Origin of the sequence: Myceligenerans pegani (assembly GCF_014892515.1) — a bacterium.
Lineage (GTDB): Bacteria > Actinomycetota > Actinomycetes > Actinomycetales > Cellulomonadaceae > Myceligenerans > Myceligenerans pegani.
This window is the reverse complement of the sequence record NZ_JADBGR010000097.1, coordinates 13,222-25,243: the sequence shown is the minus strand read 5'-3', so window position 1 is coordinate 25,243 and position 12,022 is coordinate 13,222. Positions and strand designations below refer to the sequence as shown.

The following is a 12,022-nucleotide window of genomic DNA, read 5'->3' as shown; positions in this document are numbered from 1 at the left end:
CTGAGGGATCGTGCGCGCCGACGCCGCCTACTCGCGCGATCTCGCCTGCGCGTCGGCATCCTCGGACCCGGCGTCCGCGGACCCAGCGGCATCCGACCCGGAGGCCTGGGCCTCAGCGCGGTCGGACGTCGCGCCGCCCGCCTCGGCGTCACCGGTCTCCGCGCCGCCGGTCGTCGCGCCGTCACGCTCCGCGCCGCCGGTCGTCGCGTCGGCGGGCTCGTCGTTCCCGCTCGGCTCACGCCCCGGCACGAACACCGACTCCTCCCGCTCCGGGTGCTGCCGCCCCCGGAGCACGAACAGCACGATGCCGAGCAGCGCCACCACGATGGACACGGCCGAGTTCGCGGGCAGTCCCAGATAGGTGTCGCTCGTCGGGTCGATGCGCAGCAGTTCCAGCCACGCCCGCCCCACCCCGTACCAGACCATGTACAGCGCGAAGAGGCGCCCCCAGCGCAGGTGGTAGCGCCGGTCCAGCGCCAGCAGCAGCCCGGCTCCGACCAGGTTCCACAGCGCCTCGTACAGGAACAGCGGGTGGAACAGCGTGCCCGCCGCCGCGCCGGCGGGGAACATGGCCGCGGCCGGGTCGATCTCCAGGCCCCACGGGAGCGTGGTCGGGTTGCCGAACAGCTCGTGGTTCCACCAGTTGCCGCCGCGCCCGATCGCCTGCGCCACCAGCATCGCGGGCGCGAGCGCGTCCGCGAACGACCAGAACCGGATGCCCGCCCGGCGGCAGGCGATCCACGCGCCGACTGCCCCGCCGATCAGCGACCCGAAGATGGCGTTGCCGCCGTCCCAGATGCGCACGACGTCCCAGGGGTCGGCGCCCGCGTAGAAGTAGTCCTGCGTGTGCGTGAGCACGTGGTAGATGCGCGCGCCGACGATGCCGAGCGGCACCGCCCAGAGCACGATGTCGAGCACGACATCGGACGGCGCGCCCCGCCGGGTCAGGCGCCGCTGCGTGAGGTATGCCGCGGCGGCGATCCCCGCGAGCAACCACAGGGCGTAGACGTGGATCGTCAGCGGGCCCAGGGGGATGGCGTTCCACTCCAGGGGCGGGCTGGGGATCGCGTAGTGCACGGATCACTGCCTCTCTCGTCGAAGCTGGCGTGCGGGTGCTGGCACCTGCGATGCGGACGATACCCGCGACGCCGTGGCGCAGACTACTGCCTGATCATCTCCGCCACCTGGAACGCGAGTTCCAGGGACTGCTGGTGGTTGAGCCGCGGGTCCACGAGCGTCTCGTAACGCAGCGCCAGGCCCGCGTCCGAGATCTTCTCCGCACCGCCGAGCACCTCGGTGACGTCGTCCCCCGTGAGCTCCACGTGCAGCCCGCCGGGAACCGTGCCCAGCGCCTGGTGCACCTCGAAGAACCCCGCGACCTCGTCGAGCACGTCGGACAGCCGGCGCGTCTTGTACCCCGAGTCCGACGTGATCGTGTTCCCGTGCATCGGGTCCGTCACCCAGGTGACCTTCACACCCGCCCAGGTGACCGCCTCGACCAGCGCCGGCAGCACGTCGCGGATCCTGGCGGCGCCCATCCGCGTGATGAACGTGAGCCGCCCGGGCTCGTCGTCGGGATTCAGCCGCTCGGCCAGCGCGAGCGCGTCCTTCGGCGTCGTCGTGGGACCGAGTTTCACCCCGATCGGGTTCGCCACCCGCGACAGGAAGTCCACGTGCGCGCCGTGGAGCTGCCGCGTGCGCTCCCCGATCCACAGGAAGTGCGCGCTCGTGTCGTACGCACGGCCGGTGCGCTGGTCGTGGCGGGTCAGGGCCCGCTCGTAGTCCAGGACGAGCGCCTCGTGGCTGAGGAAGAACTCGACCGAGCGCAGCGCGTCGAAGTCCGCGCCGCACGCGTCCATGAACCGGATCGCGCGGTCGATCTCGTCCGCCGTCCGCTCGTAGCGCGCGTAGGCCGGGTTCGACATGAAGCCGCGGTTCCACTCGTGCACCTGGCGCAGATCGGCGAAGCCGCCCGTGGTGAACGCGCGGACCACGTTCGCCGTCGCCGACGAGATCCGGTACGCCTGCTCCAGTCGCTCCGGGTCCGGGACCCGGGACTCCTTGGTGAACGCGTGCCCGTTGACCATGTCCCCGCGGTAGGCGGGCAGCGTGATGCCGTCGCGCGTCTCCTCGTCGCTCGACCGGGGCTTGGCGTACTGCCCCGCCATCCGCCCCATCTTCACCACGGGGGTCGACGCGGAGTGCGTGAGGATCACGGCCATCTGCAGGATGGTCCGCACCTTGTTGCGGATCCGGTCCGCGTGCGCGTCCGCGAACGACTCGGCGCAGTCCCCGCCCTGGAGCAGGAACGCCTCGCCCCGGCCGGCGGCGGCGAGGCGTTCCCGCAGCGTGTCGGCGTCGCCCGGAGCCGCCAGCGGCGCGGCGTGCTCCAGGCGCGTCGTCACCGCCGCCAGCGCTTCCGGATCGGGCCAGACGGGCTGCTGGCGCGCCTCGAGCGTGCGGAAGTGATCGAGCCCTGCGGCCAGGGCGTCGTCGGCGACGGTGCTCATACCGCTCCTGAATCCGGGCCGGCGGTGGTCAGTGCGCCGCCGCGGCGGGCACCAGCGGCTGGCCGAGTTCGGCGAGCATCTCGCCGAACCACGGCGCCGACGTGTCGAACGCCTTGCCGCCCTGGATCCGCGGGAACGGGATGGCCTTGAGCCGGTCACCGTCGGTCTCGTCGTGCCCGATCACGCCCGACTCGGAGCGCAGGGCGCACTCGACGGCCAGGTCGGTCATCGACTTGATCAGACGCAGGTCCTCGGCGTTCGCGGCCGCGGCGCGCGAGTAGTAGCCCGACTTCTGCACCAGCACCTTCTCGGCGCCCAGCTTCTCGGCGAACTGCTTGGCGAACCACTGGCCCGGGTTCACGAAGTCGAGCTTCACGTGCCCGAACGGGTCGCGTTGCACCTCCTCGCCGGCGGCCTCGAGCTGCGCGACGATCTCGTTCAGGCCCGCGCCCTCCGACAGGAAGATGTTGACGTTGCCCTGCTCGTCCATGATAGTGCGCAGGCGCTCGGCCTCGGCGTCGATGTCGATCTCCAGCTCCGGCAGGAACACGGCGTGGACGTCCCAGCGCTCGCGGCTCAGCCCGAGGCTCGGCACCCACTCCTGGGCGTCGAGCCACTTGCGGTACTCCGCCGCCGTGGCGGCCGTGAGCCAGCCGCAGTGCCGGCCCATGACCTCGTGGATGATGAGCATGCGCGGGCCCACGCGGTTCTCGCCGATGATGTTCGCCGCGAACCTCGCGCCCTCCTCGGCGGCGGTCCACGCGCCCAGGGACTGCCGGATCGGCACCACGTCGTTGTCGATGGTCTTGGGCAGGCCCACCACCGTCAGGTCGTAGCCGTTCTCGTGCAGGTACGCGGCCAGGTCAGCGGCCGTCGTGTTCGTGTCGTCGCCGCCGATGGTGTGCAGCACGTCCACACCGTCCGCCTTCAGCCGCTCGGCGGCGACGTGCAGCGGGTTCTGCCCCTCCTGCACCAGCCCGCGCTTCACGCAGTCCTCGACGTTCGTCAGCTTCACGCGCGAGTTGCCGATCGGCGACCCGCCGAAGCGGTGCAGCACGCCCGCCTTCTTCCGGGCCTCGTCGTCGACGACGACCTTGGTACCCGTCAGCAGGCCGTGGTAGCCGTGCTGGTAGGCGATGATCTCGATCGTGGGGTCGAGCTCGGTGTAGCGCTCGATCAGTCCACCGACCGCGGACGACAGGCAGGGGGCGAAGCCCCCGGCGGTCAGCAGAGCCACGCGACGAACAGCCATCGCAGATGCACCTCTCGGGTTGGGGAGTTCCGGCGGGCCGGCGCGCCTGCCCGGCGGCGCCTGCCCTGTCCTCGCCATCCTACTGACGCACCCCGGTGCGAGCCCTGCCCTTGTCCACAGGTCGATCAACGCCGCCGGTGGTCACCGCGGCGGGCGCCGCGTCGGCAGGTACCGCGTCGCCGGCGTCGGCGCCCGGCCGGCCGCCGTGCTCGCCTTCTCCGTCGCCGCGTACACGTCGACGTACTCCTGGTCGGACAGCGCGAGGATCGCCTCCATGATCTCGTCCGCCACCCGGCGCAGCGTCGCGTGGTCCGTAGCCTTGTGGGACAGGTGGGAGAAGTCGAGCGGCTCGCCGATGCGCGCGCCGAGCGGCATGAACTTCGGCACGGCGCGCCCCACGGGCTGGGCCTCGTCGGTGCCCACCATCACGACCGGGATCACGGGCACGCCGGACTCCAGCGCCATCCGCGCCACCCCGGTCTTCGCCTTGTACAGCCGCCCGTCGGGACTGCGCGTGCCCTCCGGGTAGATCCCGAGCAGGTCGCCCTCGGCCAGGACGCGGAGCCCGGTGCGGATCGCGGCCTCGCTCGCGGCTCCTCCGGAGCGGTCGATCGGGATCGTGCCGATCCCCGTCATGAACCAGGCGGTGATCCTGCCCTTGACGCCACGGCCCGTGAAGTAGTCCGACTTGCCGAGGAACTTGACCTGTCGCGGCAGCATCAGCGGGAGGATGAACGAGTCGATCACGGCCAGGTGGTTGCCGGCCAGGATCGCCGCGCCCCGGCGAGGCACGTTCTTCCTGCCCTCGACCCACGGACGGTATGCCAACCGCAGCAGCGGGCCGACCAGGACGTGCTTCATCACCCAGTAGAACAAGAGTCCTCCTCGCACGGCGTCGTGGCGGAGTCCGTTCCGGCCCGACATCCAAATTAGAGTGTGCCCCATGGCCGCTTCGAACACGGACGACCGCGACGACGACCTGCCCGACGAGCCGACACCTCCCGCAGACCGTAGCGAAGACGCCGGCGGGGAAACCAACGACCACGCGCCGGACCCCGACGAGCTGCCCGACGAGACCGTCGACGCGCGCTTCGCCGACCTCGTGGCCTCGCTCGGCGACCTCGGCGCGGGCGCGGCGGGACCGCCCGTGCGTCCGCCGCAGCCGGACGGTTCCGACCCGGCCGTGGGGCTTCGTCGTGCCGACGGCCTGCGCGACGGGGACGACGTGCGCGGCACGCCCGGCCCCACCGGTGGTGACGACTCGGCGGCCGTCCCCCGGCCGCCGGACGACGACCGGCCGTTCGGCGCGCAGGGCGAGCTCCCCGACGGGCGGTCGTTGCCCCCGGGCACCTGGCGCCCGTCCGGCCCGCGCGACTGGCCCGCGACACCCGAGGTGGAGGCGCTGGAGGAGGCCGAGACCCACTTCACCCCGCCCGAGCCCGAGCCGCTGCTGAGCGACAAGGATCCGCTGCTCACGATGGCGTGGATCGCCGTGGCGGGCATCCCGGTGCTCGCGCTGCTGAGCGTCATCGCCGTGGCCGCCGTTCCGGCGCTCAGCATCCCGCCCCTGGTGGGACAGGTTGCGCTCGGGCTGTTCGTCGCCGGCCTCGGTGTGCTGCTGTGGCGGATGCCGCACCGCCGGGACCCGGAGGACGACGACCCGGGCGCCGTCGTCTGACCCGGACCGGGCCGGACCTCAACCGGCGCCGAGCCGGACCGCCCGCGCCTCCTCGCACAGCGCGGGCGAGTTCAGCGCCGCGCCAGGTCCGCCGCGCCGACGATGCCCGCCTCGTTGCCGTGCCGGGCGAGTTCGATCTGCGCCACGGGCCGGTGACCGAGCGCCGAGAGCTGGGCCTCGTAGCCGCGCCGCACAGGGCCGAGCAGCAGTTCACCGGCCGCACCGACGCCGCCGCCGATCACGAAGATCTCCGGGTCGAGCAGCGCGGCCACGGACGCCGCACCCTCGCCGATCCACCGGCCCAGCGTCGCGAGCAGCTCGATCGCCAGCTCGTCACCCTCCTTCGCCGCCCGGGTGACCTGCGGCCCGCGGATCTCCTCCGGGGACCCGCCGGCCAGCTCCAGCAGCCGCGCCGCGCGATCGGGGTAGGCCACGGCGGCGTGCTGCGCGTCGCGGACGAGCGCGGAGCCCGAGGCGTACTGCTCCCAGCAGCCCTCGTGCCCGCAGCCGCAGTAGTGCCCCTCGGGCACGACCCGCATGTGCCCCACCTCGGCGGCGGCGCCCCACTTGCCACGCACCAGCTCGCCGCCCACGATCACGGCGCCGCCCAGGCCGGTGCCGACGGTCAGCATGATCATGTCGGTGGCCGCCCGGCCCGCGCCGAACCGGAACTCGGCCCAGCCCGCGGCGTTGGCGTCGTTCTCGACGACGATCGGCAGGTCGGAGTCGATCAGCGCGCCCACTTTCTCGGCGAGCGGGTACTCGCGCCAGGCGATGTTCGGCGCGAAGTTCACGCCCTGGCGGTCGGGGCTCACGAAGCCCGCCGCGGCCAGCCCGATCGCGCCGACCTCGTGCTCCTTGGTCAGCTCGGTCACGGCGTCGGCGATGGCACGGTCGATGTCGGCCACGTCGTCGGCCGCCGTCTCGCGCCGCACCTGGGCGAGGATCCGCCCGTCCTCGTCGACCACGCCCACGGCAATCTTCGTGCCGCCGATGTCGACTCCGATGGCGTGCATGACGTCGTCCTTCACTGTTCGGGGGATCCTCGTGACGAGCGCCCGTGGCCCCGGCCGCGAGGGCCGACGCACGGGCGCGGACCACCAGGGTATCCGCCCCTCACGGCCCCGAGGCACCCTGTCCGCGTGGTGGCCGCGGCCAGGATGCCAACGGTTGAGACGCGATCTCATAACTACCTGAGACTCGGTGTATCTCCGCGCGTCGATCAGCGGTATCTTGGCAGCCACGATCTTTACTGCCACTGGAGTCAGCATGAACGAGGTCCACGCACCGCAGCTCGTCGAGCTGCCCCCCACCTACAACACCAACCAGGTGCTCACCGACCGGGTCACCGCCGATCCGGCCAAGCCCCTGATGGAGCGGCCCGACAACGCGGGCGGCTGGACCCCCGTCACCGCGAGCGAGTTCGACGCCCAGGTGGTCGCCGTCGCGAAGGGTCTCGTCGCCCGCGGCGTCCAGCCCGGCGACAGCGTCGCCATCATGTCGGCCACCCGGTACGAGTGGGCGCTGCTGGACTTCGCGATCTGGGCCGCCGGCGCCGTCACGGTGCCGATCTACGAGACCTCGAGCGCCGAGCAGGTCGAGTGGATCTGCAGTGACTCGAAGGTCACGATCGTGGTCGCCGAGACGGCGGCGCACGCCGAGACCGTGAGCGAGGTGCACGACTCCCTCGGCGACCTGCGCGAGATCCTCGTGATCGCCGACGGGGCGATCGACACCCTCGTGGCCGACGGCGCCGGTGTCGAGGACGCCGAGATCGAGCGCCGCCGCGCGATCGCGGGCCTGGACGACCTCGCCACCATCATCTACACCTCGGGCACGACGGGACGCCCGAAGGGCGTCGAACTGAGCCATCGCAACTTCGCGTCGCTCGCGGTCAACGCCGTCAAGGACAACCCGGAGGTGTTCGCCGACGGCGGCCGCACCCTCCTGTTCATCCCGATGGCCCACGTGTTCGCGCGGTTCATCCACGTGCTCGCCGTCGCCGCCGGGACGACCACGGGCCACTGGGGCGACACGACGACGCTCGTCGACCAGTTCGGCAGCTTCAGGCCGACCTTCATCCTCGCGGTCCCCCGCGTGTTCGAGAAGGTGTACAACACCGCCGAGCAGACCGCGGCCGCCGGCGGCAAGGTGAAGATCTTCCACTGGGCGGCGCGCACGGGCATCGCCTATTCGCGGGCGCTCGACACGCCGTCGGGCCCGGGCCTCGGCCTGCGGATCCAGCACAAGATCGCCGACACGCTCGTGTTCTCGAAGCTGCGGACGCGGCTCGGCGGGCAGGCGAGGTACGCCGTCTCCGGCGGCGGCCCGCTGGGTGAGCGCCTAGGGCACTTCTACCGCGGCCTCGGCGTCAACATCCTCGAGGGCTACGGCCTCACCGAGTCCACCGCGCCCATCAGCGTGAACAAGCCGGCCGCCCAGAAGGTCGGGTCGGTCGGGCTGGCGCTGCCGGGCTGCAGCATGGCGATCGCCGACGACAAGGAGGTCCTGCTCAAGGGCCACGGTGTCTTCGCGGCCTACCACAACAACCCCGAGGCCACCGCGGAGGCGTTCACCGCCGACGGCTGGTTCCGCACCGGCGACCTCGGCGAGATCGACGACCGCGGCTTCCTCACCATCACGGGCCGCAAGAAGGAGATCATCGTCACGGCGGGCGGCAAGAACGTGGCGCCGTCGGTGCTGGAGGACCGCATCCGCGCGCACGCCCTGGTCAGCCAGTGCGTCGTGGTCGGCGACAACAAGCCGTTCATCGGCGCCATGGTCACGCTCGACGCCGAGGGGCTGCCGGGCTGGCTGAAGATGCACGGCAAGCCGGCGATGAGCGCCGACGAGGCGCGCACCGACCCGGACGTGCTGGCCGCCCTGGACCAGGCGGTGCAGCGGGCGAACGAGGCCGTGTCGAAGGCGGAGTCGATCCGCAAGTACACGGTCATCCCGGGTGACCTGACGATCGAGAACGGCTACCTCACGCCGAAGCAGTCGGTACGCCGCGCGGTGGTCCTCAAGGACTTCGACGCCGAGGTGGAGCGCCTGTACGCGGACAAGAACAAGGACTCGCTCCACCTGATCTGACCGCCCCGTCGGGCCGGCCGGTCGGTCATCGCGCGACCGACCGGCCCCTGATCGGTCGGCCGTCGAGCGGTCGGCGGTTCGTGCTGCCGATCACCCGAGGAAGGACCGGCCGGCCGCGGCGCGCCGGCGATGTCGGTGACCCGTACTAGTGTTCGGGCCCGTGAGCACCACTGGCTACCAGGCGACGTTCGAGGAGCTGGGGACGCCCCTGCGGGACGTCACGTTCGTCGTGGTCGACCTCGAGACCACCGGGACCCGGGCGAGCGAGGGCGGGATCACGGAGATCGGGGCCGTGAAGGTACGCGGCGGCGAGAAGCTGGGCGAGTTCCAGTCGCTGGTCAATCCGGGGCAGCCGGTGCCCGCGTTCGTGGCCCGGCTGACGGGGATCACGAACGCGATGGTGGCCACGGCGCCGGACATCGAGAAGGTGCTGCCCAGCTTCCTGGAGTTCGCGCACGGTGCGGTGCTCGTGGCGCACAACGCGCCGTTCGACGTCGGCTTCCTCAAGGCCGCGTGCGAGCGGCTGGACTACCCGTGGCCGGGCTTCCCGGTGGTGGACACGGTGCCGCTCGCCCGCAAGGTGGTCACGCGGGACGAGGCGCCCAACCACAAGCTCGCCACGCTCGCGCGTCTCTTCCGCGCGGAGGTGGCGCCGGACCACCGCGCGCTGTCGGACGCGCGCGCCACGGTCGACGTGCTGCACGCGCTCTTCGACCGTCTCGGAGCGATGGGCGTCACCCACCTGGAGGATCTGCGCACCGCCGCCGACCCGGTCCCGCCGGAGGTGCGAGCCAAGCGCCACCTGGCCGACGACCTGCCCGAGGCACCGGGCGTCTACCTGTTCCGGGGGCCCGGTGACGAGGTCCTGTACGTGGGGACCAGCACGAACATCCACAAGCGGGTGCGGTCGTACTTCACCGCCGCGGAGAAGCGGCGCCGGGTCACGGAGATGGTACGGATCGCGGAGCGCGTCACGCCGGTGGTGTGCGCGACGCCGCTCGAGGCACAGGTCCGCGAGCTACGCCTGATCGCCGAGCACGAGCCGCGGTACAACCGCCGCTCCAAGCATCCGGAGCGCGCCGTCTGGGTACGGCTCACGGACGAGCCGTACCCGCGCCTCTCCGTGGTCCGGGACACGACGTCGGGCCTGGCCCACATCGGGCCGTTCGGCGGATCGCGCGCCGCCAAGGAGGCGGTGGCGGCCCTGCACGACGCCCTGCCGCTGCGCCAGTGCACCGCGCGGATCGCGCGCGTCCCGCGCGTGCCGGGCAGCCCGTGCGCGCTGGCCGGCATGGGGCGCTGCTCGGCGCCGTGCGTCGCGAGCGACGGCCCCGACGTGGCGTACGACGACGTGTCCGCCGCCGCCCGCCGCGTCCTCGACGGCGACCCGTCGCCCGTCGTGCAGGCACTGTCGGCCCGCATCGCCCGCCTGGCCGCCCAGGAGCGCTTCGAGGAGGCCGGTGAGGTGACACGGCGCCTGCGGACCTTCGTGCACGGCGCGCAGCGCGCCCAGCGCCTGGATCCGCTCGCCCGCTGCGCGGAGCTGGTCGCCGCCCGACCCGCGGGCGTGGCCGGGGCACCGGGCGAGCCCGGCGGCTGGGAGGTGGTGGTCGTACGGCACGGCCGACTGGCCGGCACCGCCGTCAGCACGCGTGGGCAGGACCCGCTGGAGGTGGTGTCCGCCGTCCGGGCGACGGCGGAATCCGTCGCGGCACCGGTCGCGCCGTCGCCGGCGAGCCACCCGGAGGAGGCCGACCTGATCCTGGGCTGGCTCGACCAGCCCGGCGTGCGGCTCGTCGTCGTCGACGGCGAACTGACCTGCCCCGTGCGCGGCGCCGCCGCCCACGCGGATCTCGCGTGGGCGGCGGACCGGGTGCGCGAGGAGGTCGCGGCCTCCGATCACGAGGGACACCCCGACGTCACGCCCTCCGTCCCCGGGGTCCGCGCGGCCGGGACGCCGACCGACCTGTCCGACGCCACGCCCGGACCGCCGTCGGACGGGATCCCGGCGGACCCGGCGGGTGGTTCACTCCCCGACGAGCCGCTTGAGGGTGGCGGCCGCGCCGAGCGTGTGGAGCTTGTCGAGCGCGTCGAGGTAGGGCTCGGTGAACCGGGGCTCGTCGACGAGGTCGCCGAACAGCCTGGGATCCCGCAGGAACGCGAGCGGGTCGGACCGCTGTGACCGCGCGCGCGGCACCAGGACCTCGGCCAGCCGGTCGTTGACGTCGATCGGCCGCCCGTCCTCGTCCACGCCCTCCGCGTAGCGGGCCCAGCTCGCCACGACCGCCGCCGACAGGCGCACGTCCCCGCCCGCCGCGAGCCGCTCCCGGATCACGGGCACCAGCCACTTGGGGATGCGGTCCGACGACTCCATGCAGAGCCGGGCGATGGTGTCGCGCACCGCCGGGTTCCCGAAGCGCTCCAGCAGCGTCGCACGGTAGTCGTCCAGGTCGATGCCCGGCACCGGCCGCAGCGTCGGCGTCGCCTCGGACTCCATGTAGGCGCGCAGCAGCGCCGCGATCGCCGGGTCCGCGGTCGCCTCGTGCGCGTACCGGTGCCCGGCCAGGTAGCCGAAGTAGGCCATCGCCTGGTGCGACGCGTTGAGCAGGCGGAGCTTCATCAGCTCGTAGGGCTCGACGTCGTCGACCAGTTGCACCCCGGCGTCCGCCCACTCCGGGCGGCCGAGCGGGAACTCGTCCTCCAGCACCCACTGGAAGAACGGCTCGGCGACCACCGGCCAGCGGTCCTCGACACCGATTCGCTCGCGCACGAGCTCCCGGTCCGCGTCGGTGGTGACCGGCGTGATCCGGTCCACCATCGAGTTCGGGAACGCGACCTCCGTACGTATCCAGTCCGCGAGCTCCGCGTCCCGGAGGCCCGCGAACGCGGAGAACACCGTCCGCGCCTTCTCGCCGTTGCCCTGCACGTTGTCGCACGACATCACCGTGAACGGCGGGATGCCGCGCTCGCGGCGCCGCGCCAGCGCCTCCACCACGTACCCGAAGACGGTCGTGGGGACCGCCCCGGGCGCGGCGTCGGCGACGACGGCGGGGTGTGCCGTGTCGAACTCGCCGGAGACCTGGTCGAAGTTGTACCCGCCCTCGGTGATGGTGAGGGACACGATCCGCGTGGCCGGGTCGGCCAGGCGCTCGACGACGGCCTCGGGGTCGTCCGGCGCGAGCAGGTACTCCACGATGCTGCCGACTGTGCGGTGCTCCAGCGTCCCGTCCGGGTGCTTGATCACCAGCGTGTACAGGTTGTCCTGGGCGGCCAGGGCGTCCCGCATGCGGGCGTCGCCCGGCAGCAGCCCGACGCCGCTGATGCCCCAGTCCCGGTGCCCCCCGCGACGCAGCAGGTCGTCGATCACCACGGCCTGGTGTGCGCGGTGGAAGCCGCCCACCCCGATGTGAACGATCCCGGGGGTGACCCCGGACCGGTCGTACGGGGCCTCGAGGGCCGCCAGGTCTGCTGTCATCGATCGGTCCTCGC

The 12,022-nt window shown here is 72.7% G+C and carries 8 protein-coding genes and 1 pseudogene; 3 read left to right on the top strand and 6 right to left on the bottom strand.

What is annotated here, in order from left to right; genetic code table 11:
- Window positions 1–27 precede the first annotated feature (27 nt).
- The 4 genes from lgt to IIE03_RS16200 form a co-directional block, all read right to left on the bottom strand.
- Window positions 28–1,077 carry a prolipoprotein diacylglyceryl transferase gene (lgt, locus tag IIE03_RS16215; protein WP_192863796.1) on the bottom strand — a complete coding sequence of 350 codons (1,050 nt, stop codon included), beginning with the start codon at window positions 1,075–1,077 and terminating at the stop codon, window positions 28–30.
- An 83-nt stretch (window positions 1,078–1,160) separates the two neighbouring features.
- Window positions 1,161–2,510 (bottom strand): class II 3-deoxy-7-phosphoheptulonate synthase, encoded by a 1,350-nt coding sequence (locus IIE03_RS16210; protein WP_192863795.1) that lies wholly within the window; start codon window positions 2,508–2,510, stop codon window positions 1,161–1,163.
- A gap of 28 nt (window positions 2,511–2,538) precedes the next feature.
- Window positions 2,539–3,762 carry a pyrophosphate--fructose-6-phosphate 1-phosphotransferase gene (locus tag IIE03_RS16205; RefSeq protein WP_192863794.1) on the bottom strand — a complete coding sequence of 408 codons (1,224 nt, stop codon included), beginning with the start codon at window positions 3,760–3,762 and terminating at the stop codon, window positions 2,539–2,541.
- A gap of 141 nt (window positions 3,763–3,903) precedes the next feature.
- Entirely contained in the window at window positions 3,904–4,638 is a 735-nt protein-coding gene (locus IIE03_RS16200) for a lysophospholipid acyltransferase family protein (RefSeq protein ID WP_225997875.1), read from the bottom strand.
- Between the two features lie 67 nt (window positions 4,639–4,705).
- Here IIE03_RS16200 and IIE03_RS16195 point away from each other — a divergent pair, with 67 nt between their 5' ends.
- Entirely contained in the window at window positions 4,706–5,440 is a 735-nt protein-coding gene (locus tag IIE03_RS16195; protein WP_192863793.1) for a hypothetical protein, read from the top strand.
- A gap of 71 nt (window positions 5,441–5,511) precedes the next feature.
- Here the strand turns inward: IIE03_RS16195 and IIE03_RS16190 are convergent, their stop codons facing one another.
- Window positions 5,512–6,456, bottom strand: coding sequence for an ROK family glucokinase (locus IIE03_RS16190; RefSeq protein WP_192863792.1), 945 nt, complete (start codon window positions 6,454–6,456; stop codon window positions 5,512–5,514).
- A 253-nt stretch (window positions 6,457–6,709) separates the two neighbouring features.
- On the opposite strand from IIE03_RS16190, the gene IIE03_RS16185 reads away from it, so the two are divergent.
- Entirely contained in the window at window positions 6,710–8,533 is a 1,824-nt protein-coding gene (locus IIE03_RS16185) for an AMP-dependent synthetase/ligase (protein WP_192863791.1), read from the top strand.
- 148 nt (window positions 8,534–8,681) lie between these two features.
- Window positions 8,682–10,376: pseudogene (locus IIE03_RS16180) on the top strand (DEDD exonuclease domain-containing protein); the annotation flags it as partial.
- A 183-nt stretch (window positions 10,377–10,559) separates the two neighbouring features.
- Here the strand turns inward: IIE03_RS16180 and IIE03_RS16175 are convergent.
- Window positions 10,560–12,008, bottom strand: a complete 1,449-nt coding sequence (locus IIE03_RS16175) for a mannitol dehydrogenase family protein (protein ID WP_192863790.1) — start codon at window positions 12,006–12,008, stop codon at window positions 10,560–10,562.
- Window positions 12,009–12,022 lie beyond the last annotated feature (14 nt).